Here is a 24,051-nt window from a genome sequence, read left to right on the forward strand (position 1 = left end):
GTCAGACAGCCATGGCGCGGCACCCTTGACCGATCGCGCCAGGATTTGACATTTGATGACGGACACGACCGATGCCCCCACCCACTCTCGCGGCAGCCTTATGACCGTCCTTGTTCGCAGCGCCTCCCTGACCAAATACCTGGAGATTGCCCGGGGCGCGGGCCTGGATCCGGTGCGCATGGTGGCCCAGGCAGGCCTGGACCAGGCCTGCCTGTACACCCCGGACCTGCGCATCCCGGAAGCGCGCCTGGCCGAAGTGCTGGAGGCCTCGGCGCGAGTCACGGCCTGCCATTCGCTTGGCCTGATGGTGGGGGAATCGTGGCGCCTGTCAGACTTCGGCCCGGTCAGCCTGCTGCTGCAGCACCAGCCCACGCTGCGCCACGCGCTGGCGGAGATCGAGCGCTACCGCCACTGGCTCAGCGACTCCATCTCCATCCTGGTCACGGAATATCCTGAGATCACGGTGCTCCATGTGACGTTGCAGACGGGCCGGCACCAGCCCGGCAGGCAGGCCATGGAACTGACCGTTGCCGCCCTGTACAGCCTGATCCGCGCCATCCTGGGCGCGTCCTGGAAGCCGCACAGCGTGCATTTCGCGCATGCGGCGCCGGCCGACCTGCAAATCCACCGGCGCCTGTTCGGGCAACACATTGAGTTCGGTTCGGAGTTCGACGGGCTGGTGCTTGCCAGCGGCGACCTGGATCGCGTCAATCCCCTGGCAGATGCCAGCCTGGCCGGGTACGCCAGGGGCTTCCTCGACCTGCAGCCGGGGGCCGGCAAGCCTTCCATCGCGGCCGACGTCCGGCGCACCCTGCACCAGCTGTTGCCGCGCGGGCGCGGCGCGGTGGAACAGGTCGCGCAAAGCCTCGGCATCAGTCCGCGCACGCTGCAGCGCCAGCTGGAGCAGGATGGCGATACCTTCTCCGCGCAGGTCAATGAAGTGCGCCGCGAGCTTGCGCAACGCTACCTGCAGGATCCGCAGCGCCCGCTCGCCCGGGTCGCCACGCTGCTGGGGTTTTCGGAACCCAGCGCATTCTCGCGCTGGTTCGCGGCACAGTTCGGCAAGTCGCCGACACGCTGGCGCCAGGACGGCGCCTGAGACGGGCGGCCTACTTCAGGTACTTCATCGTGGCGACACCCGTTGCCACCAGCAACTCCCCGTCCAGCCACACCTCTGCGCGCGAAAAGAAGATCGAGCGCCCGCGCCGGTCGACCATGCCCTTTGCGGTCAGCAACTTGCCCGTCCCGTTGCTCAGGAAGTTCGAGGTCAGCGACAGCGTGACCGCATGGCGCGCGGCCTCGCCCGGCGCCGAGTAAAGGCCCGAGTAGCCAGTGGCGGCGTCGAGCAGGGTGCAGAGGGTGCCGCCATGCACCACCCGGCTGCGGTTGAGCATATTGGGCGCGAGCGGCAGCTCAAGTTCTACATAGTCGTCGCGCCACTGGGTGATCCTGACACCGATGCTTTCCAGTGCCGGATTGTCCAGGCAGAACTCATCATTGCCCTCACCTTGAGGTTTCACCGCATCCATTGCTTGGGTTTCCATTTCGCTGATTGTTTCCCTGATACCGGCGCAGCACGCGTTGCGCGCGCTGGCCCCGGAGCCCCATTTCTGCTTGATTTACGGTTTTTCGTAAATCTCTATTTCACGAAGCGCATCTTTTGCCAGCATGAATAAGGCCCCCTAGGGGTCATTCGTTTGCCGCGCCTGCGCCGCCTTTGACTCGGTATTGAGAACGACCTAGGCTAAGTAGGCTTCCCCTGCACCTTGGCCATGCGCCACGGGCAAGTGATGTACCGGCGACGTTGCGACGTCCTGCAAAACCAGGAGGGCTCCCCATGAACATGCGGCCAGATCCGACATTTCACGCCTCGCCGGAACTCGCGATCAGCGCACCAGCGGAATCATTTGCCTACACGGTGCTGCTAAGCCCCGACGCCTCGCAGCCAGACGCGCTCGCGGTGATCGACGCCAAACCCGGCTCGCCCACCTACAGCCAGGTGGTGCATACCGTGCCGATGACCAACAAGGGCGACGAGTTGCACCATTTCGGCTGGAATGCGTGCTCGTCGTCGTTGTCGCCGCTGACCGGCCATGCGTTTCTCGAACGGCGCTACCTGATCATTCCGGGCATGCGCTCGTCGCGCCTGTATATCATCGACACCAAGCCGCACCCGACCCAGGCACGGATCCACAAGATCGTTGAGCCGGACGAGATCTTTCGCAAGACCGGCTACTCCAGGCCCCACACCGTGCACTGCGGGCCGGAGGGCATCTACGTCAGCACGCTCGGGGGCAGTGGCCCGGATGGCACGGACGGCACGCCCGGCATCTTCATCATGGACTGCGAGACCTTCGATGTGCTGGGCCGCTGGGAAATCGACCGCGGCGACCAGGAGAAGCATTACGATTTCTGGTGGAACCTGCCGCGCGACTACATGGTGTCCAGCGAATGGGCGCTGCCGCCGCAGTTCGAGAACGGGCTGGTGCCCGAGGACCTGCTGGGCAACCGCTACGGGCACAAGCTGCATTTCTGGGACCTGCGGGCGCGACGCAACGTGCAGACCATCGACCTGGGCGCCAATCACCAGATGGCGCTGGAAGTCCGGCCTGCGCATGATCCGATCCGCGAATACGGCTTTGTTGGCGTGGTGGTCGATACCACCAACCTGGAAGGCTCGATCTGGACCTGGTGGCGCGAAGGCGGCAAGTTCCACGCCGAGAAGACGGCAACCATCCCGCCCGAAGCCGCCGATGCGAGCCTGCTGCCGCCGCTGCTGCAGGGCTTCGGCGCCGTGCCGCCGCTGGTGACCGATATCGATCTGTCCCTCGATGACAAGTTCCTCTACGTGTCCTGCTGGGGCACCGGCGAAATGCGGCAGTATGACGTGAGCGATCCGCGCAACCTGAAGCTCGCCGGCTCGGTCCATATCGGCGGCATCGTCCGCCGCACGCCGCATTCCAACGGCAAGCCCTTCACCGGCGGCCCGCAGATGGTCGAGATCAGCCGCGACGGCAAACGCGTCTACTGGACCAACTCGCTCTACTCCACCTGGGACAACCAGTTCTACCCCGACGGCATCCCAGGCACGCAGGTCATGGCGCATGCCGGGCCAGACGGCGGGCTGACATTGGCCGAGAATTACTGGGTCGAGTTTCCGGAAGGCTACCGCGCGCACCAGATCCGGCTGGAAGGCGGTGACTGCTCGACCGACTCGTTTTGCTATCCCTCGGTCAAGGCTTGAGCGGTCACGCCTGGGAACAGATCGGCCTCTGGTCGGCAGTGCTGGCCAGCGGCCTCTATCACGGCATCAACCCCGCCATGGGCTGGCCGCTGGCGGTATCGAACGGCTTGCTGGCGCATAGCGGCCGCGCCCTCCTTGCCGCGCTGGGGTACCTGGCTTGCGGGCACGCGCTTGCGGTATTGGCGGTGACGCTGCCTTTCGGCATGCTGGCTGCCCTGGTCGCCTGGCAAGCGCAGATCCGCATCGGCGCCAGCGTGCTGCTGATTGGCTGCGGCATCGTGCTGCTGCTCAGGCGAGGCCACCCGCGCGCACTGGTGCGCATCGCCCCATCGCGGCTCGCGCTATGGTCGTTCGCGGTGGCGATCGCGCATGGCGCCGGCCTGATGCTGGTGCCGATCTATCTTGGCCTCTGCCGTGTCGGGACGGACCTGGGGCACCAGGCCGTCGTCACGCTCGCCAGCGCCAACCTGGGCATGGCGCTGGTGGTCGCCGTCATCCACACCCTGGCCATGTTCGCCGTGGGCGGCGGCATGGCATGGCTGGTCTACCGCTACCTGGGACTGAAGTTCGTGTCGCGGAGCTGGTTCAACCTGGAGGCGGTCTGGGCCGGCAGCCTCATCCTGGTGGGGATGCTGGCGCTGGGTCTTGAAGCCTCTGGATAAGCGCTGAACTCAGCCGGCCAGCCGCGCCGCCAGCCGCCCACGCGTGATCGCGGCGATCTGTGCCAGCGCTTCGTCAAGCTCCTGCTGCGTGCTGCGGCCAAGCCGGCGCTCGAACGCGGCGAAGATGCCTTCGCGGGTGTAGTGGCGCACGCAGATGATGAACGGGAAGCCATGGCGCGCCTGGTAGTCAGCGTTGAGCTGGTCCAGCGCGGCCTCTTGCTGCGCCGACATCGCATCCAGGCCGGCGCTCTTCTGCTCGGCGTTGGAATCGGCCGTCATCGTGCCCGCGCGGATATTGCGCGCCGACAACTGCGGGTGCAGGTTCAGGAAATCGCGCTGGCGCGGCTCGTCGAGCTTGCGCACCACTTCCATCATGGCGCCATGCAGCGCCGTTGCCGATGCAAACGGCCGCTGCGCCCAGGCGCCCTCGGCGGCCTGCGGAAAGTGTTCGAACACGCTGCCGAAGGCATCGGCAAAGGCCGCTTCGTCCAGGGCGTTGACCGACGCCAGGTCGAGTGGTTGAGACATGGATGCTTCTCCCGTAGGGATCCCGCGCATGGGGAATCGTTGGATACGGGGCCGAGTATAGGAACGGCCCGCCGCAGCGGCGAGAGCCCGGGCCCTATAGATCCCATAACAGAAACCGATACCGCTAGCGGCGCATATCGCGCAGGTCGCGCAGCTCCTGCGAGGCGGCGGTCAGCATGCCGCGCAGCCAGACATGCGCGGCCGAGCGGTGGCGCGACGGATGCCACAGCTGGTAGAAGCGCATGAACGGGAACTCGATCGGCGGCTCCAACACCGCAAGCGGCACATGCTGCGCATGGTAGTTGGCGAAGTGGCGTGCGGTGGTCAGGATCAGGTCGGTGCCGGGGATCAGGCTGGGCGCCAGGTTGAAGTAGGGACAGCTGATGCGGTTGTCGCGGTGCACGCGCATGGTGCTCAGGCCGGCATCGACCAGGCCGCGCTGGTCGCGCGAATACGGCGTGGGCACGATATGCGAAGCACCCAGGTAGGCCTGGGCGGTGAACTTGCCGGGCTGCGCATGCACGCTGTCCTGCGCCACCACGCACACCACCTCGTCTTCCAGCAGCACGGACAGGTGCAGGTGCTCAGGCGGGTTAGGCCAGTTGCCAATCACGATATCGACCGTACCCGCCGACAGCGCCTGCTCGTAATCGAAGGTGGCCCCCAGCGGCAGCGCCGACAGCCGCGCGTGCGGCGCCGCACGCCGCACCGCGCGCACCACGTGCGCGAAGAACGGCGGCGCCAGGTAGTCTGGCATGGCCACCACAAAGCTCTGCTCGGTGGTGGCGGGATCGAAGCGGTCGTCCGAGACCAGCAGGTTGTCCAGCGCGCTGAGCGCGGCCTGGGCATTGCGCGCCAGCTGCAGCGCGCGCTCGGTCGGCACCATCACGTTCTTCTCGCGTGTGAGCAGCGGGTCGTTGAAGATCGCCCGCAGGCGCTTGAGCGCGGCGCTGATGGCCGGCTGCGACTGGTTCAGGCGGATCGCCGTGCGCGACACGCTCTGCTCGGCGATCAGGATGCACAGCACGCGCAGCAGGTAGGTATCGAACGGGTCGTCGGCGCGAATCATGTTGGGTCCGTGGCAGGAAAAGTGGAGGCCTGGCAGGTGCGGCTGCCGCCGCTCCGGGCGGCAACGCCATGCCAGGCAATGGCGACTTTGTAGCGTGTCGCGCACCGCACGGCAACCGGTACAACCCGGACGAGCCTGCCCGGTCCGCGTGCGCGCACCCCGGCAAACGGCCTGCCTAGGGTAATCCATAGGTCCGCCAGGGCCCCGCCGGAGCACCCGCAAACCCGCGCCACACAAGGGATTGCAGCCCATATCGGTGCTGCTATGGGGTCTATACCAGCCCCCTCGTTTCGCATTGGCGGGCCATTCATATACTTGCTCCCAACCCGGCGGACGGCATGCACCGCCGCCAAGCAAGACCTGGCAGAACACGACAAGACAGGAGACATCATGTCGATCACAAAACAAGGCATCCCGGTATTTGCCGGCACCGCCGACGACGCCGAGGACAGCGTCTACCGCAAGGTAACCTGGCGCCTGCTGCCCTTCCTTGGGGTGCTGTGGGTACTGGCCTGGCTGGACCGCGTCAACATCGGCTTCGCCAAGCTGCAGATGCTGGACGCGCTGCACTTCAGCGAGGCCGTGTATGGGCTGGGCGCGGGCATCTTCTTCCTTGGCTACTTCTTCTTCGAGGTGCCGTCGAACATGCTGCTGCAGAAGATCGGCGCCAAGAAGACGATCATGCGCATCACCATCTGCTGGGGCGTGATCTGCATGCTGCAGACCTTTGTCACCACGCCCACGCAGTTCTACATCCTGCGCTTCCTGCTGGGCGCGTTCGAAGCCGGCTTCTATCCGGGCGTGATCCTGTACCTGACCTACTGGTACCCGTCGCAGCGCCGCGCGCGCGCCTTCGGCACCTTCATGTCCGCCTCCGCCATCGCCGGCGTGCTGGGCGGCCCGCTGGCCGGCTGGATCATGACCAGCATGGCTGGCGTGAACGGCATGCACGGCTGGCAATGGCTGTTCATCCTGGAAGGCATCCCGTCGGTGCTGGCCGGCATCTTTGCCTGGTTCTACATGACCGACAAGCCGGAGCAGGCGCGCTGGCTCTCCGACGACGAGAAGCGCGTGCTGCAGGACGCCCTCAAGCGCGACAACGCCACCCTGGGCGAGCGCGGCCACGACTGGCGCACGCTCTTCACCAACCCCAAGGTGTGGCTGCTGATCGCGATCTTCTTCTGCCTGCTGTGCGCCAACTCGACGCTGACGTTCTGGATCCCGACCATCATCAAGGACGTGGGCTTCACCACGCCGATGGCGGTGGGCTGGATCGCGGCCGTGGCCTACCTGTGCGGCGCCGCCGGCATGATCCTCAACGGTGCGCATTCCGACCGCCGCAACGAAGTGCGCTGGCACTTCAGCGGCGCGGCACTGGTCGGTGGCGGTGCCATGGCCGTGCTGGCCGTGCTGCTGGGCGCGCAGGTGCTGTCGCCGGTGATCGCCCTGCTGGCCATGACTGCCGCGCTGGTCGGCACCATGAGCGCCATCCCCGTGTTCTGGCAGCTGCCCAACCGCTACCTGGCAGGCAGCGCCGCCGCGGTGGGCGTGGCCCTGATCAACTCGGTGGCCAACCTGGCCGGCTTTGGCGCGCCCTATGTGATGGGGCTGATCAAGAACACCACCGGCAAGCTCACCTCCGGCCTGTACCTGGTGGCGGTGATCGAGGTGGTGGCCGCGGTGCTGGTGCTGGTCGGCATCCGCAAGCTCGGCGGCAAGCAAGGGGCCTGACATGGACGACGCTTTTGATCCCACCCGCCGGCGCTTCGCGCTGCAATCGATGACGCTGGGCGGCGGCGCGCTGCTGGCCGGCGCCAGCTGGGGCGCCACGCCGGATGCGGCGGCCCCCAACCAGACCGCAGCACCGGTGCAGCAAGGCGGCCTGAGCCCGCGCCTGACGCTGCACGCGCTGGACACCTACCACGGCACGCCCGCCGCCGGCATGCGCGTGGAGATGTTCCGCATCGACAATGGCCAGCGCACGCCGCTGCAGACCGTCACCCTGGCCGCCAACGGCCGCAGCGAACCGCCGCTGCTGATCGGCGAAAGCTACCGCACCGGCACCTACGAACTGATCCTGCACGCGGACGAGTACTTTGCCGCGCGCAAGGCCAGCCTGCCGCAACCCTCCTTCCTGTCGAAGATCCCGCTGCGCCTGCGCGTCACCGACGCCAGCCAGCGCATCCACCTGCCCGTGCTGTTCGGGCCGTGGAGCTACAACTACTACCGCGGCAGCTGACGCCGCGGCCCAACCCGGAGACACACGCATCATGGCAGGCATCAGCACACATGTGCTCGACGTATCCCTGGGCCGCCCCGTGGCCGGCATGCAGGTGGAACTGTTCGACGTCGCCACCCAGCCGCCACGGCTGATCGCGCGCACCCGCACCAACCACGACGGCCGCACCGACACGCCGATGCTGCCGCCGGCCCAGGCGCGCACCGGCGAGTTCGAGCTGCGCTTCTGGGTGGCGGACTACTTCCGCACCCCCGACGTCTTCGCCGACATCGTGCCCGTGCGCTTTACCATCGCGGACGCCGCGCAGCACTACCATGTGCCGTTGCTGTGTTCGCCATGGAGCTTCGGGACTTATCGGGGCAGCTGAAGGCGGCAGCAGGTCGCCCGCGCTGAAAAGCGGGCGACTTTCGACGACCTCGTCACCACCCCACCTAGCGCGGCTTGCGCACTTCCGTTTCCCCTGGCAAGAGCACATCACCGTCGCTGGTCCGGGGCATCATCAGCGGCACCGGCTTCCCGGTCCGCTTTTCCACCATCTGGGAGCGCCGCTCGCCGCGCGCAAACAGATGGTGTTCGCCCCATTGGCGCAAGGCCAATACGACGGGGAACAGGCTCTCTCCCTTCTTCGTCAGCACATACTCGTGATACGCGCTGCCATCGGAAGCCGGCTGCGTCGTCAGGATGCCGGCTTCCACCAGCCGGCGCAGACGATCGGACAGGATGTTGCGCGCGACCGCCAGGCTGCGCTGGAAGTCGCTGAAACGGCGCATGCCGTCGAACGCATCGCGCACGATCATCAGCGACCAGCGCTCGCCGACCAGCTCCAGGGTACGCGCAACGGGGCAGGTTTCATCGCTCGGGTCCTTGCGGGTGGCCATGTCTTGGTTGCCTTGGGCTGTGCAGCCCGTCAATGTAGTTGCATTTTAAAACCAGTAGGCTTACGCTTCAACTGGTTTTTATTTGCAACTACATGGTACTGGTATGGAAACCTCCCCCGCAACGCCGGTGACGGCACCGCCTCCGACTTGCCCTGCGGCACCGCGTACGAACCTGCCGCGCGGCGCGGTGCTGCTGTTCGCCTGCGCCAGCGGCCTGAGCGTCGCCAATGTCTATTACGCCCAGCCGCTGCTGGATGCGCTGATGGCGGATTTCTCCATCAGCGCCGGGGCCATCGGCGGCGCGGTCACCGCTACCCAGCTAGGTTGTGCCCTGGCGCTGCTGTTGCTGGTGCCGCTGGGCGACCTTGTGCAACGCCGCCGCCTGATGCTGGCACAGGTGCTTACCCTGGCCGGCGCGCTGGCTGCGGTGGCGCTGGCGCCGTCCGTTGCGGTGCTGCTGGCGGGGATGCTCCTGACCGGCTTGCTCGGCACCGCCATGACCCAGGGACTGATCGCCTATGCGGCCGCGGCAGCAGGACCGCATGAACGCGGGCACGTGGTCGGCACCGCGCAGAGCGGCGTCTTTATCGGACTGCTGCTGGCGCGTGTGGTGGCCGGCGGCGTCAGCGACGTGGCCGGGTGGCGCAACGTCTATGTCTGCGCCGCAGCGGCGATGCTGGTGCTTGCGTGGCTGCTATGGCGTGCGCTGCCAGTGGTGGCCAGCGCCGGCCAGCGGATGCGCTATGCCAGCCTGGTCGCATCGATGTTCCTGCTGCTGCGCCGCGACCGGGTCTTGCAGATCCGGGGCACGATCGCGCTACTGATGTTCGCGGCGTTCAACATCCTGTGGAGCGCCCTGGTATTGCCGCTGAGCGCTCCGCCCTACGGGCTGTCGCATACCGCCATCGGCGCTTTCGGGCTGGTTGGCGCGGTGGGTGCCCTGGCGGCTGCGCGTGCGGGGCGCTGGGCGGACCAGGGCTTCGGGCAGCGCACCACGCTCGCGGCACTGGTGCTGCTGGTGGCGGCCTGGCTTCCGCTGTCGTGGCTGGAGGCATCGCTGTGGCCGCTGGCCATTGGCATCGTGCTGCTCGACCTGGGCGGCCAGGCCATCCACGTCACCAACCAGAGCATGATCTTCCGCACCGATCCCGCGGCGCACAGCCGGCTGGTCGGCGCGTACATGCTGTTCTACGCGGCGGGCAGCGGGCTGGGTGCGATTGCCACCACCGCGGTCTATGACGCTGCCGGCTGGCGGGGCGTCTGCGTGCTGGGCGCCGTGGTCAGCTTGCTGGCGCTGGTGTTCTGGGCCGCCACCTGCCGCTTCATGCCGGCGCAAGCCGCGCAAGCGCATGAGGTGTAGGGCCTGCAGGGGGCGTTCTGCGCATCAGCGCCCCCCTCTGCGTCACTCGGGCTCGATTCCCGCCGCCTTGATCACCTTGGCCCATTTCAGGGTCTCGCTGCGGACAAAGGCGGCCAGTTCCTCGGGCGTCGACGGCGCAGGCTGGCCTCCGGTGCGGGCAAAGTAGTCGGTGGCAGCCGGGCCGGTCAGGCCATTCCGCATCAGTTCGCTCATGCGGTCCACCACGGGCTTTGGCGTCCCGGCCGGGAAGAAGGCCGCCGACCATGCCACCATCTCATAGCCGGGCAGGCCGCTCTCAGCCATCGTCGGGACATCCTTGAGCACCGGATTGCGCTGCGCTGTGGTCACCGCGACCGCGCGCAGCTTGCCGCCCTGGATCAGCGTCATGGCCGGCGATATATCGGAGATCATGAAATCGACCTGGTGCCCCATCAGGTCGGTCAGGGCCAGCGGCACCCCTTTGTAGGGCACGTGCAGCGCCTGCACGCCGGCCAGCATCTTGTAGAGTTCGCTGGCGATGCGGGTCGACGAACTGCCGCTGGCAAACGTCAGCGCCCCATTTTTTGCCTTGGCCAGCGCGGTCAGGTCTGCCAGCGTGCGTACCGGACTGTCGGGTGGCACCACCAATACCAGCCCGCTCTTGGCGATCAACGATGCCGGGGCGAAATCCTTGATCGGATCATAGGGCAGCTTCTTGAACAAGGACGCATTGGCAGCATGCGTGGTGTTGGTCGTCACCAGCACGGTGTAGCCGTCGCCGGTAGCGCCGGCTACGGCCTTGGCGGCAATGAAGCCGTTGGCGCCCGGGCGGTTGTCCACCACCACGGGCTTGCCCGTCTGCGCGGTGATCCGCTCGCCGACAAAGCGCGCGCTGCTGTCGGTGCCGCTGCCCGCGGGAAACGGCACGATGACGCGGACTGCCTTGTCGGGATATTGGCTGGCGTCCGCGGCCTGCGCCATCCCGGCTGTGGCCGCGGCCAGCGGCCACAGCAGCCCGATGGCCACGTTGCGCATGCATGGATGAATCATGGTTTGTCTCCTCGTGCCTTTGGCATCTGTTGATGGTTCGGACCCTGGCGCGGGCCGGGTTCAGGGCACCGCGTCGTGCGCCCGCACCAGGATGGCCTCGCACGGGCCACCCTGCGCCGCAAAGCTGAACGTGCCGCCCTCCGGCACAAAGACCCAGTCCCCCGACTTCGCTGTGAACTGCTGGCCGTTGATCTCGCCGCTGACCGAACCCGACTGCAGGAATAGCACCTGCTCAGTAGCGGCCACCGCGTGCGCTTCGGCACCGCCCGTGGCTTCCAGCGCCAGCGCACGGATATCCAGGTGCCGGGCGCCGACCGTGTCGCGTGTAATCACGGGCCTTGCACGGACGCGATGGTAGTGAGGCAGGCTTTGCGCCGCTTGCTGCGTCGGCACCTCGCGCAGGCTGTCCGCCTGCGCGCTGCAACGGGGGTCATCCGCTGCGCTGGCGACCACGGCGGCGTCCGGGTTTTCGCTGTACGGTGGCGCGTACACCACCATGACCTGCACCGGCTCGTCGCTGACGACCTCGAAGCGGTGGAATACCCCCATCGGATTGAAACCCCAGTCGCCCGCACGCAAGGTGCGCGCCCTGCCGGCGACCTCGCCGATGCCCTCGCCCGCCAGCAGGTAGGACGCCTGCTCCAGGTTCGGATGCGCATGGGGCAAGGCGCCATGGCCGCGAGAGATCGTGCCCAACAGCACTTCGATGCGCCGCGCGCCGACCGTCTCCTTGCCGATCACGCGCTGGTTGGCGGTTCCGGTATGGTTTGCCGGGGAATAGGCGGGCACATCGGCGGCACGCCGTACGAATTGCGATGTCATGCGTTGTCTCCTGATTAGTCTTCTTGTCGGGCAGCAGCTTTCGGCACGGCCAGTTCGGGGTAACGATCGGTCAGCTGCGCGGGCATCTCCACGTCGAGGATGAAGCGGTCGCCGCGGTACCAGAACCGGCCTGCCGTGAGCACGTTGCCGTCGACATCCAGCGTGGTACGGACAATGCGCGCGACTGGTGCCGCAAAGGCATAGTCCAGGTCGCGCGCCAGCATGGCGTCGGCCGGCTCCACGGTCATGGTCTGGCGCATCGTGCCAAGCCGGTCGCCCAGCTGCTCCCGCAGCAAGTAGGCAATCTTGTGGTGCTTCTCACCGCCGCGCGGGAACCTGGCGAACACCGCTTTGGCCACATACAGCTCGATCAGGCAGAACGGCATCCCGTCATGCACATGCAGCTTGCGCAGCATCACATAGCGGTCCATTGGCGCGCCGCAGGTGGCAAGCCCGGGCGGCAGGGTCATATCCTTGCGCTTTTCCAGGATGCGGATCTCAAGGTCGCTGGCGCCTACCGAGACATCATTGATGGCCGAGCGCATGCCTTCGCCCGGGCCGGACGGCACCAGGATGACGTGCGTGCCCCGCCCGCGCTGGCTGCTGATCAGCCCTTCCTCGGTCAGCAAGGCAAAGGCCTGCCGCACGGTGACCTTGGCAATGCCGTACGCCTGCGCCAGGTGCTCCACCGTGGGCAGCTGGTGCCCGACCGGATACTCGCCGGCGACGATCTTGTGGCGCAGCACGCTTGCCAGCTGCCGGTAGCGGGTCACGCCGCCGGCGCTGTCGTCGGCCAGCGCGATGCCGTCATTGGCTGCGACATTGGCGGTGGCGCGCGTCATGACAGCAGGCTCCGCGGCACGCGCACCGGCATCGTCAGCAGGATCTGGGCCATCCCCTTGCCAAGCGGGTCATTGCGCAGCGATGCCATGCCGCCGCCATCGAGCGCCGACTCGCAGACGAAGTTCATCGCGTCGAAGCCCGGCAGGTCATAGCGCGAGACCGGCCCCATCACCAGGTGGCCCAGCCAGTCGGCCACCCGCGCGGACGTGACCTCGGCGCGCAGCAGCGGGAGGTATTCCGGCCGGCGCGCAATCAGGCCGATATTGGAGATATCGCCCTTGTCGCCGCTGCGCCCGTAGGCAAGCCGGACCAGGGGGACTTCAATGCTGTCGCCACCGGCCGGGCTGGCGGCGGCCTGCGCCGTCGCGGGGGCGGCGGCATCCGGCGTTGCGTGCCCGGCCGGGATGGAGACGGCCGTCCACACGCCATCCATGACCACCGCCGGCGACAGCGCGCCCTTGTCCAGCAGGAAGGCATATTGCCGGATCGATGGCGACGGGCTGGCGCGTCCGCCGCCCGATCCCGTGGTGCCCGGCGACCAGCTCGTGCCGGCTGCCGCGATTTCGCGGGCGAACAGTTCAAGGGCCGCCTTCTCGGGATGCATGACCGCAAGCCGCATGATGGCCTCGCGGGTATGGCGCGCCGCGGCGTGTGGCCCGAAGCAGGATTCCGCGCCCAGCACTTCGACCCGGGTGCGGGTGTAGTCGCCCCAGCCGTTTTCCGCGAAGAGCCTGCGCGTGCGGGCCAGGATGGCCTCGGCCGTGCGCTCGGCCTTGGCCACGGCGTCAATGCCGACGATGGTCAGCTGGGCATTGCAGCGGAAGCCTTCCATGTAGGTGGCGCTGACCTTGTAGCAGTGGCCCGGCGCACGCCCACGTGCGCCGCGCACCTCGACCAGGTCCGGCCCGGCCTGGCGCAGCGCCACCTGCGTGAAATCGCAGGTCACGTCCGGCAACAGATAGGCCGAAGGGTCGCCGATCTCGTACAGCACTTGCTCGCCCACCGTGGCAGTAGTGACCAGCCCGCCCGTAGCGGGTGGCTTGCCCACCAGGAAGCTGCCGTCCGCCCGGCACGCCACCACCGGATAGCCGATGTTCGGCCAGTCCGGCACCTGCTCCCAGTCGGTATGCAGCCCGCCTGTCGCCTGGCAGCCGCACTCGATGATGTGGCCGGCCAGGCTGCCCTGCGCCAGCCGGTCATAATCGTCCGCCTGCCAGCCGAATTCATGCATCAGCACGCCCAGGGTCACGGCGCTGTCCACGCAGCGGCCGGTAATGACGATCTGCGCGCCCTGGTCCAGCGCCTTGCAGACCGGCAGCGCGCCAAGATAGGCATTGGCGCTGACCAGCTGGTCCGGCAGCGGCAAGCCTTTCTGCATGTCGGTGATGCCTGCCTGGCGCAGCGACGCCACCATCGGCATGACATCATCGCCCTCCACCACGGCGATGCGCACCGCAATGCCCTGCTCGGCGGCGATCTCCGCCAGCGCCTGCGCGCAGCCCCGCGGATTGATGCCGCCGGCATTGCTGACCACGCGGATATTGCGCTCAACGATCTCCCGCAACAGGCTCTTCATCGTCACCGTCACGAAGTCGGTGGCGTAGCCGAGCTCCGGCTTGCGCAGCCGCGCCGCGGCCAGCACGGACATGGTCAGCTCCGCAAGGTAGTCGAACACCAGGTAGTCGATCTCGCCATGGCGCACCAGTTGCGGCGCGCCCACGCTGCTGTCGCCCCAGAAGCCGGAAGCGCCGCCAATGCGCACTGTCTTGTCATGCATGGTCCTGTCTCCTTGCCTTTGGCTTACTTGCCGGTCCAGTTCGGCTTGCGCTTTTCGCGGAAGGCGAGCTGGCCCTCGCGCGCGTCCTCGGTCATGGCGAACAAGCCGATCTGGCTTTCCGTGAATGCCATCGACTGCTCGAAGGACATCACATCGATATGCTTGAGGGTATAGAGCCCACGCCGGATCGCCACGGGCGACTTGTCGAGCAGCCGGCCCAGCAGCCAGTCAAGCTTGCCGTCCAGGTCCGCACTGACGTGGTTGACCAGCCCTGCCGCCAGCGCTTCCTGCGCGGTCAGCGGCTCGCCGCAGAGGCAGAGCTCATTGAGCACGCGCCGCGGCACCAGGTGCTGCAGCACGCTCAGCACCTGGGCCGGGAATACGCCCACCTTGACCTCGGGCAGGCCGAACACGGCCCGCTCGCTGGCCACCGCCATGTCGCACATGGCCATCAGTCCCATGCCACCCGCCATGCAGGCGCCGTTGACGCGCGCGATCAGCGGGACGTTGGAGCGCCGCGCTTGGCGCAGCAGGTCCGCAAGCCGCTGGCTCGGCTCCGAATAGTCGAACGCAAAGGACTTGCCGCTCTGCAGGTCGGCGCCCGCGCAAAAGGCCTGGTCCCCGGCCCCGGTGATGACCACGGCGCGGATGGCCTCGTCATGGTTGGCACGATCGATTCCCGCGCGCAGCCCGTCCAGTACCGCCGGATTGATCGCGTTGCGGCGCTCGGGCCGGTTGATGGTCAGCCAGAGGACCGCGCCGCGGACTTCGCTCAGGAGTTCTTCATTCATGCTCAGGCCTCGCTTGCCGTGCCGGTCGCATGCGCCGATGCCTGGCGCGGTTCGCGCGATGCGCCGGATGCCATCAGGCTGTCGATGTCGGCCTCGTTGTAGCCGGCTTCGCGCAGCACCTCGCGGCTATGCTCGCCCAGGGCCGGGGCGTGGCGGCGCTGCGATGGCGGCGTGCCGTGCCATTCGCTGGGCACTGCCATTTCGCGGATGCGGCCCACCGCCGGGTGATCGGATTCGCTGAAGAAGCCGATGTCATTCAGGTGCGGATCATCGAGCAGCGATTCAAAGGTGTGCATCGGGAACACGGGGATATCCGCCTCCTTCAGCAGCACCTGCCATTCCTCCGTGGTCCGCCTGGCCAGCTCGTCGCTGACCATGCCGTAGAGCTCGGTGATGTGCGCCGTCCGGGTGGTGATGTCCGCGAAACGCGGATCGGTGTCGTACAGGCCGGGCTTGCCGATCACCTTCAGGAAGGCACGCCAGTGATGGTCGTGATAGATCAGGCAGCAGACATGACCGTCGCGGGTCCGGTAGGGCCGGCGCTCGGGAGACAGCAGGCGCGGATAGCCAAATCCGCCCTTGGCTGGCACGAAGGTCTCGCCATAGAGATGGTCGCCCATCACGTAAGGCACCATGGTTTCGAACATCGGCACATCGACGCGCTGGCCGCGGCCGGTGCTCGCCCGCGCGTAGAGCGCGGCACAGATCACGCCGAAGGCATAGAGCCCGACGGAGCGGTCGGCAATGGTCAGCGGGAGATAGCGCGGAATGTCGCCGGTGCCAATGGCGACCGCCTGGGGCAACCCGGTGGCCGCCTGGATCAGGTCATCGAACGCCGCCTGCGGGGCATAGCGTCCGCGCTGCGAGAAGCCGAACATGCCGACATAGACCAGGCGCGGATTGATCTGCGCCAGCGTCTCGTAGTCCAGGCCGAGCCGCTGCATCGCCTGGGGCCGGACGTTGTAGGCCAGCACGTCCGCATCCGCCACCAGGCGCAGCAGCGCCTCGCGCCCCTGCGGCGACTTCAGGTCCAGCACGATGCTGCGCTTGTTGCGGTTCAGCCCCAGGAAAAGCGGCCCCATCTTCTCATTGCCGCAAGGTCCGATGCCACGGGTGCTGTCGCCCGTGGGCGGCTCCACCTTGATCACATCCGCGCCGAGGTCGCCGAGCATCTGCGTGGCCGAGGGACCCATGAACACCGCCGTGATGTCCACAACCTTGACGCCAGCCAGCGCTCCAGTCCTTGTCTCCATCCTTGCTCCTGTATTATTTCTATAGTTCTATGAATGGAACTATATGACAGGCAGCCCGGCGGTGCAAGTGCCACGGGCAGGCATGGAGATGCATGGCAGGAAGCAAGAAAGCCGTAGAATCCCCGGCTGACAACTTCCCTCAAGACCGTGAAAGCACTTTCCCGCCTGAACCTGAAGCAGGTCGCCCTGCTCTGCGCCACCCTGCTGGCATCTGTTTCGATCCATGCCGCATCCCCTGCCCAGCCTGACGCAGCCAGCAACACCGCGGCGCCGCTGGGACTGGAGCTGGGCAAGGCCAGGTGCTCTCGCCTGGCGCCGCCGCAGAATCACGCCAGGACCGGCAAGTCCGAGTGGGCCGGTGGCGACGCCGTTGAGCTCAGGCACCTGGAGCGCTTCCACCTCCCGGGCCTGACGCGCGTAATCCTGAACTGCGATGCGCAGGACACCGTGGCGCTGATCACGATGACGTTCGAGCGCACGGCGCTGGATGAGGTGCGCAAGAAGCTCGACGAACGCTATGCGCCCCTGCGCAAGACTGAAGGCGCGGCGGAGAATGGCTACGCCGAGTGGGCCGCCGCCAATGGCAGCCTGGAATTGCTCTATGGGCGCGACAGCAAGCACTTCACGGTGGCGTACTGGGCCAGGGGCGCGAAGGCGAGGTACTTCTCATATAGCGGCACTGACAACAAGAAGCCCGCCGCGGCCACGCCTGCCAGCCAGCCCCAGCCTGCGCCGCTGTGACGGGCCGCGCGGTCCACGCAGGCGCCGTGGACACGCTAGCCGCAAGCCTCAGTGGAGTTGGTCGAAGAGCGTCTTGCCAAAATCATGCAGCAGGCGGATCAGCCGGTCTGCCACGGGCGAAAGCGGCTGGTCCTTGCGAAACGTGATGCCGAAGTTCCGCACAAGCGTGGCAGCGGGCAAAGGCACTTCCACCAACTCGCCACCACTGGCGCGCAGGGTGCGGCGCGAGACAAAGGTCAGCAGCTCGGTATCGGCGACCACACGGGGAATCAGCGGGATCGAGTTGGTCTCGATCTGCACCACGGGCCGCGGCAGGCTGCGCGACTCCAGCGTGTGGTCGAGCCAGGTCCGGCTGGGAACGGCGCGATTGGGCAGGGCCCAACGATATCCGGTCAGCGCTTCCAGCCCCGGCTTGCGCACCCGGAAGATCGGATGCCCCCTGACTGCTGCTACGACCACGGTGTCTTTCAGCAGCGTCTCGCAGTGAAACTCGTCTTCCTGTTCCGGCACGAAGCCGAGAATCACGTCCACGCGCCCTTCCCGAAGATCGCCGCGTAGCTCGTAGTTGTTGCGAATACTCAGTTGCAGCACCACGTTGGGGGCTTCGCGCAGCAGCATTCTGCAGATCGGCGGCAACAGGTATTCCGCGCCGAGCGGTCCGCTGCCCAGTCTCACCGTACCCGCAACGCCCCGGGCAATGGCCCCGACTTCATCACGCACCAGCTCCGCCTCCTGCAACAGGCCGGCGGCCCGGGCGCGCAGCGCGGTCCCTGCCGCGCTCAGCTTCTGTCCCCTGCCGTCGCGCTCGAATAGTGCCGCGCCCAGCGAGGCTTCGAGCCGGTCCACCGCCTTGGTCAGGGTTGGCTGGCTACGGTGCACCAACTCGGCCGCACGCCGGAAGTTGCCGGCATTCGCCACGGCAAGAAAGTACTTGAGGTCACGCAAATCCATACCGGCACTCCGCATCGGGTGGTCGGGAAGTCGGGGCAAGCACGACTGATTACTAATATTTATCGAAAAAGAAAAATTATAAGCTGGACGGCATCTGACAAGCGGGACAAGAATGGCCCCATACCAAACCGATCGCAGCCATGCCCTACACCGTCCTTGTTACCGCGCCCCGCCTTGCCGATGCCGGCGTCCGCCTGCTGGAAGCCGCCAACGCCAGGTTGCACTGCCTGGCCAACCCCGATGACTCGCGGGAGCTGCATCACCTGCTCGGCACCCTGCCGGTAGACGCGGTGATCTCACGCACCGTGGACCTGACCGGTGCCGCCATCGACGCCTGCCCCACGCTGAAGGTGATCTCCAAGCATGGCGTGGGCGTCAGCAACATCGATGTCGGCGCGGCCACCAAACGTGGCATTCCCGTCTATGTGACGCCCGGCGCCAATGCCCAGTCGGTGGCGGAACTCACGCTTGGCCTGATGTTCGCCGCCGCCAGGCGTGTGACGTGGATGGATAGCGAATTGCGCGCGGGCCGGTGGTCGCGCGCGCAGGATGGGGTGGAACTGCATGGGCGCACCATCGGCCTGGTCGGATTCGGGCAGGTCGCGCAACGCGTGGCGCGCGTCTGCCTGGCGCTGGGCATGCAGGTCGCGGCCTTTGATCCCGCCCTGGCCGGCACTGCGGTGCCGGCCGCCGGCGTCACCCGTTTCGACACGCTGGAAGCATTGCTTGCCGTGAGCGATGTGGTCAGCCTGCACGCTCCCCTGAACCAGCACACGCGCGGGATGATCGGCCCCGCCCAGCTTGCATGCATGCGGCATGGCGCCATCCTGATCAACACCGCGCGTGGCGAGCTCGTCGACGAGGCGGCCCTTGTTGCCGCCTTGCGCGGCGGGCGGCTCCATGGCGCAGGCCTCGACACGATGGCCGTTGAGCCGCTGCCGGCGGGCAGCCCGCTGCTCACGCTCGGGAACGTCGTGCTGACGCCGCATGTCGGCGGCTCCACGCCGACGGCGCTGGCGGCCATGGCCAGCGATGCCGTGCGCAACGTGCTCGGCTACCTGCAAGGGACGCCGCCCGTGCCGGCCTTGTGCGTGAATCCCGGCGTGCTTGCCGGGCTGGACCAGCGCATCGCATAGCGGCTGGCTGCCAACCTTCCCACCCAGCTTTCCAAGGAGATACCCATGCACACCGAGCAAGCCACGGCCCTGTCATGGCCGGCGGGATACCGCATCAACCCCTGCGCCGACGGCTTTCCGGCCCCGCTGATCGCGGCGTTCCGCGAGCTGCCGGTGCCGGCCATCGGGGACGCCATGAGCCGCCAGATCGGCACGATCGGCCTGCGTCCCTACCATCGGCGGCCGGAGGCAGTGCTGTGCGGCCCGGCCGTTACCGTGCGCGTGCGGCCGGGCGACAACCTGATGATCCACAAGGCCCTGATGATGGTCCGCGCGGGCGACGTGCTCGTCATCGACGGCGCAGGCGATGTCACCCAGGCGCTGGTGGGCGGACTGATGCGCACCACCTGCGTGGCAAAACGGCTTGCCGGCCTGGTGATCGACGGCGCGATCCGCGACGTCCTGGAATGGGCGGAAGACGGCATGCCCATCTTCGCGCGCGGCAATACCCATCGCGGCCCGACCAAGGACGGTCCCGGGGAGATCAACGTGCCGATCACCTGCGCGGGCATGGCCGTGATGCCGGGAGACCTGATCGTGGGCGATGCGGATGGCGTGATCGCGGTGCCGGCAGCGCAGGCCGCCGAGATCCTCGCGCGCACGCGCGCCCACCTGGAGAAGGAAGCGAGGATCCGCGCCGGCAATGCCACGGGAACGTCGGATCCGGAGCGCTTCGATGCCACGCTGCGGGCCAAGGGGCTGCCGGTCTGACCGGCCTTTGCATTACGTCATGGCCTCACAACAAAGATTACGGAGACAACGATGCAACGACGTCAGTTTATCCAGGCCGGCGCAGCGATGACGCTGGCCGCCTCCGGCTTCGTCCGGGCGCAAGGACCCTGGCCGCAGAAGCCTGTACGGCTGGTGGTGCCCTTCCCGCCCGGGGGCGGCACCGATGCCACCTCGCGGCTGATCGCCGAGAAGCTGGCAACGCTGGAGCGCTGGACCGTGGTGATCGACAACAAGCCCGGCGCCGGCGGCAACATCGGCCTGGACATGGTGGCCAAGGCCGCGCCGGACGGCTACACCATCGGCATGGGCCAGGCCGCCAATCTCGCCATCAATCCCGGGCTCTACCCGAAGATGCCATTCGATCCGCTGAAGGACTTCACGCCCATTGCCGGCGTCGCGGCACAGCCGGTGGTGCTGGTCGTGCGGCAGGATTCCCCGCTGCGCACGCTCGCCGACTTCATCCAGGCAGCAAAAGCGCGCAGCGGCGAGACCGGCATTGCCCAGCCGGGCAACGGCACGGTCGCACACCTTGCGGGAGAGATGTTGGCGCGGCGGGCCGGCGTGCGCCTTATGCAAGTGCCTTACAAGGGAGCGGGCCCGGCCATGAACGACCTGCTTGGTGGCCAGGTGGCTGCCTGCTTCGGCAACACGGTGTCGGTCATGCCTCAGCTTGCTGCCGGCAAGATCCGCGCGCTGGCGGTGACCTCGGCGCAGCGCCTGTCCGCGCTGCCAGCCGTTCCCACCGTCGCCGAACAGGGCTTCGCGGGCTTCGAGGTAACGACCTGGCTCGGCCTGGTCGCGCCGGCGGGCCTGCCGGCCGAGGTGACAGCAAAGCTCGCGGCAGCAACCCTCCAGGTCATGAGCCGTCCGGATGTCCAGCAACGGCTGAAGCAGGAAGGCAGCATCGCGACCCCAACGCCGCCCACCGCATTCGCCGCGCATATCCGCGCGGAACACGCCAGATGGGGCGCGCTGATTCGCGAGGCACAGATCAGGCTGAGCTGACCAAGCCATCGACGCCGACGCGGGTGGGTTGCCCCGCAACGCCCGCGCCCGCCTAAAACCCCACTGCCTGCCCGTCGCGCCGCGAGTCCGAGGCCGCGATATAGCCGTCCGGCGCCTTGTAGATGAGCTGCGCCGAGCCGAACTCCAGGCTGTCGCGCGGCGCCACTTCAACGCGATGGCCCATGCCGCGCAGCGTGGAGACCACGTCCGGCGGCAGATGCGCCTCGACATTCACCACCGGCCCGTGCTCCACGCGGAAGCGCGGGGCATCGCTCATGGCCTGCGGATTCTGGCCGAAGGCAGCAAGCCGCGCCATCATCTGCACATGGCCCTGCGCCTGCATCGAGCCGCCCATCACGCCGAATGACATCACCGGCTCGCCATTGCGGGTGACGAAGCCCGGGATGATGGTGTGCATCGGCTGCTTGCCCGGCGCCACGCAGTTGGCGTGGCCGGGCTTCAGGTTGAAGCCCGCGCCGCGGTTATGCAGCGCGATGCCGGTGCCGGGCACCACCACGCCGGAGCCAAAGCCGCGGTAGTTGGACTGGATATACGACACCATCGACCCAGCGGCATCCGCGCTGGACAGGTAGACGGTGCCGCCGATCTTCGGCATGCCTGCGGTGGGAGTGCCTGCGCGTTTCATATCGATCAGCGCCGCGCGCTCGGCAAGATAGGCCGGATCCAGGAAGGCGGCGGGCGCGTGCTGCATGGTGGCGGGGTCCGACACGTGGCGGTGCAGGTCGGCAAAGGCCAGCTTCATCGCCTCGATGCTGACGTGGTAGAAGCCGGCGCTGTCGCAGCCCATGCTTTCCACGTCGAAGCGGTCCAGGATGCCAAGGCCGATCAGCGCGGCGATGCCCTGGCCGTTCGGGGGAATTTCATGGAGCGTGTAGCCGCGGAACTGCTGCGCCATCGGCTGGACCCAGGCGGCGCGATGCGCGGCCAGGTCGTCGGCGCGGATGGCGCCTCCGGTCTCCTCGGCGAACGCGACGATGCGCGCGGCGAGTTCACCCGTGTAGAAGCTTTCGCCATCGCTTTCGGCAATACGCTGCAGCGTGGCGGCCTGCTCCGGGAAACGCCAGCGCTCGCCCGCCTGCGGCGCCCTGCCGTCGCGCAGGAACGCCTTGGCAAAGCCAGGCTGGCCGGCCAGCACCGGCACCTGCGCGGCCCATTGCCGTGCGATCTGCGGCGACACCAGGAAGCCCTGTTCAGCGTACTCGATGGCCGGTGCGAACAACCGCGCGAACGGCAGCTTGCCGAAGCGGGCCGACAGCGCCTTCCAGCCCGCGACCTGGCCCGGCACGGTGACCGTATCCCAGCCCACCTGGGGCATGCTGTCGTGCCCGGCGAAATGATCCAGGGTCCAGCGCGCCGGCGCCCGGCCGCTGGAGTTGAGCCCGTACAACTGCCCCTCGTGCCAGACCAGCGCGAACATGTCCCCGCCAATGCCGTTCATCACCGGCTCCACCACGGTCAGCGCAATCGCGCTGGCAATGGCGCTGTCGATGGCATTGCCGCCTTCGTACAGCATGCGCAGCCCCGCCTGCGCGGCGAGCGGCTGGCTGGTGCTGACCGCGTTGGCGGCCAGCAGCGGCATCTTTTGCGACGGGTAGGGAAAGGTCCAGTCGAAAGGCAACATCGGGAACTCCATTCAGAACAGATGAAAGGGCGCGCGCGCGGCGCCCCAGGGTTGCTGCACGCGGCTTATTGCAGCGTCACGCCGGACTGCTTGACCAGCTTTTCGGTGCGCGGGATCTCGGCGCTGACCATCGCGCTGAAATCGCCGACGCTGCCGCCGCGCGGCTCGGCGCCGGTGGCGGCCAGGCGCTCGCGAAACTCCGGGGCCTTGAGCAGCTTGTTGATCGAGACATTGAGCTTGCTGACCACGTCGGCCGGCGTGCCCTTGGGCGCGACAATGCCGTACCAGGGCGCGATATCGAAGCCGGCATAACCCTGCTCGGCAATCGTCGGAATCTCCGGCGCGTTGGGCGACCGCTTGCCGGTGGACATGCCGAGCGCGCGCAGCTTGCCGGCCTTCACATAGGGCAGGCCGGTCATGATGGTGTCGAAATACATCGACACCTGGCCTGACAGCAGCGCCGGGATCGCTTCGCCGGCGCCCTTGTACGGCACATGGACAATATCGATACCGGCCGCGGCCTTCAGCATCTCGCCGGCAATATGCGAGGTGGTGCCGGCACCGAACGAGGCATAGGTCAGCTTGCCCGGATTGGCCTTGGCATACGCGACCATCTCGGGCAGCGTCTTGAACGGCAGCGAGGGGTTGGACAACAGGATATTCGGCGTGACCGCGACCACTGCGACCTTCTCGAACGCATCCGGGTCATAGCTGAGCTTCTTGTACAGGAACCGGTTGGTCACCATCGATGCCGGCCCGGACATCAGCAGCGTATAGCCATCGGCCGGCGCGCGCGCGGCCACCTCGCTGCCGATCATCGCGGCGGCGCCCGGGCGGTTTTCAACCACGAAGGTCTGGCCGTATTCCTTGCCGAGCCCGATGCCGATCTGCCGCGAGATCAGGTCGGTGGCCGAGCCGGCCTGGAACGGCACGACAATACGCACCGGCTGGCTGGGCCAGTCGCGGGCGCCTTGCGCAAGTGCCAGTGAAGAGGCCGCCAGCATGGTGACAGCAAGCAGGCTGCGGATAGCAGTGGAACGCATCTTTGTACCCTCATCGATAGAAGAAATGGCATCCGCTGACAGGAACGGATGGCACTTCCCAGTCCGCAATATGCGTGCCACTGGCGTTGGGCCGATCCCGGCGCGCGTCCTGTCCGCCCCCTTCCGTTTCCTGGAAGTCTGCGCAGGTCTTGCACCGCCATCGCCCACCTGGCACCGGCATTTGCCGGACTGTCTTGTCTCCGTGGGGCCAGCGCACTGCGTGGGTGCGCCATGCCCCGCCCTGGTGGTGGGGTGTGCTTCACCCCA

General features: G+C 67.3%; 24 protein-coding genes. 11 read left to right on the forward strand and 13 right to left on the reverse strand.

All coding sequences use genetic code 11. The features are described 5' to 3' along the window. The first annotated feature begins 100 nt into the window (after nucleotides 1–100). Complete coding sequence (locus RS901_RS29915) at nucleotides 101–1,099, forward strand: AraC family transcriptional regulator (protein ID WP_316154125.1); 999 nt, start codon at nucleotides 101–103, stop codon at nucleotides 1,097–1,099. A gap of 10 nt (nucleotides 1,100–1,109) precedes the next feature. On the opposite strand, the gene RS901_RS29920 is transcribed toward RS901_RS29915, so the two are convergent. Then, the gene (locus RS901_RS29920; RefSeq protein WP_316157321.1) at nucleotides 1,110–1,529 is read right to left on the reverse strand and encodes a PaaI family thioesterase; all 420 of its coding nucleotides are present in this window, start codon (nucleotides 1,527–1,529) and stop codon (nucleotides 1,110–1,112) included. Nucleotides 1,530–1,837: 308 nt separating this feature from the next. Between RS901_RS29920 and RS901_RS29925 the strand changes: the two genes are divergently transcribed. Further along, nucleotides 1,838–3,244, forward strand: coding sequence for a selenium-binding protein SBP56-related protein (locus RS901_RS29925; RefSeq protein ID WP_316154126.1), 1,407 nt, complete (start codon nucleotides 1,838–1,840; stop codon nucleotides 3,242–3,244). Next, nucleotides 3,241–3,906, forward strand: coding sequence for a hypothetical protein (locus tag RS901_RS29930; protein WP_316154127.1), 666 nt, complete (start codon nucleotides 3,241–3,243; stop codon nucleotides 3,904–3,906). The genes RS901_RS29925 and RS901_RS29930 overlap by 4 nt, the downstream gene beginning before the upstream one ends. 9 nt (nucleotides 3,907–3,915) lie before the next feature. Here the strand turns inward: RS901_RS29930 and uraD are convergent, their stop codons facing one another. After that, complete coding sequence (gene uraD / locus RS901_RS29935; RefSeq protein WP_316154128.1) at nucleotides 3,916–4,434, reverse strand: 2-oxo-4-hydroxy-4-carboxy-5-ureidoimidazoline decarboxylase; 519 nt, start codon at nucleotides 4,432–4,434, stop codon at nucleotides 3,916–3,918. Nucleotides 4,435–4,558: 124 nt separating this feature from the next. Next, nucleotides 4,559–5,503: a LysR family transcriptional regulator gene (locus tag RS901_RS29940; protein ID WP_041228594.1), complete on the reverse strand. Its 945-nt coding sequence runs from the start codon at nucleotides 5,501–5,503 to the stop codon at nucleotides 4,559–4,561. Nucleotides 5,504–5,893: 390 nt separating this feature from the next. On the opposite strand from RS901_RS29940, the gene RS901_RS29945 reads away from it, so the two are divergent. From RS901_RS29945 to uraH (RS901_RS29955), 3 genes are read left to right on the forward strand one after another with little or no spacing between them, the layout of a single operon-like run. Beyond that, nucleotides 5,894–7,234, forward strand: coding sequence for an MFS transporter (locus tag RS901_RS29945; RefSeq protein ID WP_316154129.1), 1,341 nt, complete (start codon nucleotides 5,894–5,896; stop codon nucleotides 7,232–7,234). Nucleotide 7,235: 1 nt separating this feature from the next. Further along, the gene (gene uraH, locus RS901_RS29950; RefSeq protein WP_316154130.1) at nucleotides 7,236–7,742 is read left to right on the forward strand and encodes a hydroxyisourate hydrolase; all 507 of its coding nucleotides are present in this window, start codon (nucleotides 7,236–7,238) and stop codon (nucleotides 7,740–7,742) included. Nucleotides 7,743–7,773: 31 nt separating this feature from the next. Beyond that, nucleotides 7,774–8,109 carry a hydroxyisourate hydrolase gene (uraH, locus tag RS901_RS29955; protein WP_011616942.1) on the forward strand — a complete coding sequence of 112 codons (336 nt, stop codon included), beginning with the start codon at nucleotides 7,774–7,776 and terminating at the stop codon, nucleotides 8,107–8,109. A 64-nt stretch (nucleotides 8,110–8,173) separates the two neighbouring features. Here the strand turns inward: uraH (RS901_RS29955) and RS901_RS29960 are convergent, their stop codons facing one another. Beyond that, nucleotides 8,174–8,620 carry a helix-turn-helix domain-containing protein gene (locus RS901_RS29960; protein ID WP_316154132.1) on the reverse strand — a complete coding sequence of 149 codons (447 nt, stop codon included), beginning with the start codon at nucleotides 8,618–8,620 and terminating at the stop codon, nucleotides 8,174–8,176. 103 nt (nucleotides 8,621–8,723) lie between these two features. On the opposite strand from RS901_RS29960, the gene RS901_RS29965 reads away from it, so the two are divergent. Beyond that, nucleotides 8,724–9,980, forward strand: a complete 1,257-nt coding sequence (locus RS901_RS29965) for an MFS transporter (protein WP_316154134.1) — start codon at nucleotides 8,724–8,726, stop codon at nucleotides 9,978–9,980. Between the two features lie 42 nt (nucleotides 9,981–10,022). On the opposite strand, the gene RS901_RS29970 is transcribed toward RS901_RS29965, so the two are convergent. Genes RS901_RS29970 through RS901_RS29995 form a run of 6 tightly spaced genes read right to left on the reverse strand, consistent with a single transcriptional unit; the run spans nucleotide 10,023 to nucleotide 16,495 of the window. After that, on the reverse strand, nucleotides 10,023–11,009 hold the full coding sequence (locus tag RS901_RS29970) for a tripartite tricarboxylate transporter substrate binding protein (RefSeq protein ID WP_316154136.1): 987 nt from the start codon (nucleotides 11,007–11,009) through the stop codon (nucleotides 10,023–10,025). Between the two features lie 60 nt (nucleotides 11,010–11,069). Further along, on the reverse strand, nucleotides 11,070–11,831 hold the full coding sequence (locus tag RS901_RS29975; RefSeq protein WP_316154137.1) for a cupin domain-containing protein: 762 nt from the start codon (nucleotides 11,829–11,831) through the stop codon (nucleotides 11,070–11,072). Nucleotides 11,832–11,845: 14 nt separating this feature from the next. After that, nucleotides 11,846–12,673 carry a GntR family transcriptional regulator gene (locus tag RS901_RS29980; RefSeq protein ID WP_316154138.1) on the reverse strand — a complete coding sequence of 276 codons (828 nt, stop codon included), beginning with the start codon at nucleotides 12,671–12,673 and terminating at the stop codon, nucleotides 11,846–11,848. Further along, nucleotides 12,670–14,451 carry an acyclic terpene utilization AtuA family protein gene (locus RS901_RS29985; protein ID WP_316154139.1) on the reverse strand — a complete coding sequence of 594 codons (1,782 nt, stop codon included), beginning with the start codon at nucleotides 14,449–14,451 and terminating at the stop codon, nucleotides 12,670–12,672. Before RS901_RS29985 ends, RS901_RS29980 begins: the two co-directional genes overlap by 4 nt. Before the next feature lie 23 nt (nucleotides 14,452–14,474). Further along, a complete protein-coding gene (locus RS901_RS29990; RefSeq protein ID WP_316154140.1) occupies nucleotides 14,475–15,242 on the reverse strand; it encodes an enoyl-CoA hydratase/isomerase family protein in 768 nt (255 codons plus the stop codon). Between the two features lie 2 nt (nucleotides 15,243–15,244). Further along, nucleotides 15,245–16,495, reverse strand: coding sequence for a CoA transferase (locus RS901_RS29995; RefSeq protein WP_316154141.1), 1,251 nt, complete (start codon nucleotides 16,493–16,495; stop codon nucleotides 15,245–15,247). Between the two features lie 147 nt (nucleotides 16,496–16,642). Here RS901_RS29995 and RS901_RS30000 point away from each other — a divergent pair, with 147 nt between their 5' ends. Then, the gene (locus RS901_RS30000; protein WP_316154142.1) at nucleotides 16,643–17,236 is read left to right on the forward strand and encodes a hypothetical protein; all 594 of its coding nucleotides are present in this window, start codon (nucleotides 16,643–16,645) and stop codon (nucleotides 17,234–17,236) included. Between the two features lie 48 nt (nucleotides 17,237–17,284). Here RS901_RS30000 and RS901_RS30005 read toward each other — a convergent pair whose 3' ends face one another. Next, nucleotides 17,285–18,187: a LysR family transcriptional regulator gene (locus RS901_RS30005; protein ID WP_316154143.1), complete on the reverse strand. Its 903-nt coding sequence runs from the start codon at nucleotides 18,185–18,187 to the stop codon at nucleotides 17,285–17,287. A gap of 140 nt (nucleotides 18,188–18,327) precedes the next feature. Between RS901_RS30005 and RS901_RS30010 the strand changes: the two genes are divergently transcribed. From RS901_RS30010 to RS901_RS30020, 3 genes are read left to right on the forward strand one after another with little or no spacing between them, the layout of a single operon-like run. Further along, nucleotides 18,328–19,323, forward strand: a complete 996-nt coding sequence (locus tag RS901_RS30010; protein ID WP_316154144.1) for a hydroxyacid dehydrogenase — start codon at nucleotides 18,328–18,330, stop codon at nucleotides 19,321–19,323. A gap of 45 nt (nucleotides 19,324–19,368) precedes the next feature. Then, on the forward strand, nucleotides 19,369–20,073 hold the full coding sequence (locus tag RS901_RS30015; RefSeq protein WP_316154145.1) for an RraA family protein: 705 nt from the start codon (nucleotides 19,369–19,371) through the stop codon (nucleotides 20,071–20,073). Nucleotides 20,074–20,124: 51 nt separating this feature from the next. After that, complete coding sequence (locus RS901_RS30020) at nucleotides 20,125–21,099, forward strand: tripartite tricarboxylate transporter substrate binding protein (RefSeq protein WP_316154146.1); 975 nt, start codon at nucleotides 20,125–20,127, stop codon at nucleotides 21,097–21,099. A 52-nt stretch (nucleotides 21,100–21,151) separates the two neighbouring features. On the opposite strand, the gene RS901_RS30025 is transcribed toward RS901_RS30020, so the two are convergent. Together RS901_RS30025 and RS901_RS30030 are read right to left on the reverse strand one after the other, a co-directional pair. After that, nucleotides 21,152–22,741, reverse strand: coding sequence for a gamma-glutamyltransferase family protein (locus RS901_RS30025; protein WP_316154147.1), 1,590 nt, complete (start codon nucleotides 22,739–22,741; stop codon nucleotides 21,152–21,154). Between the two features lie 65 nt (nucleotides 22,742–22,806). Next, nucleotides 22,807–23,784 (reverse strand): tripartite tricarboxylate transporter substrate binding protein, encoded by a 978-nt coding sequence (locus RS901_RS30030; protein WP_316154148.1) that lies wholly within the window; start codon nucleotides 23,782–23,784, stop codon nucleotides 22,807–22,809. Nucleotides 23,785–24,051: the final 267 nt, after the last annotated feature.

This window comes from Cupriavidus sp. BIC8F (genome assembly GCF_032465815.1).
Taxonomy (GTDB): Bacteria; Pseudomonadota; Gammaproteobacteria; order Burkholderiales; family Burkholderiaceae; genus Cupriavidus; species Cupriavidus necator.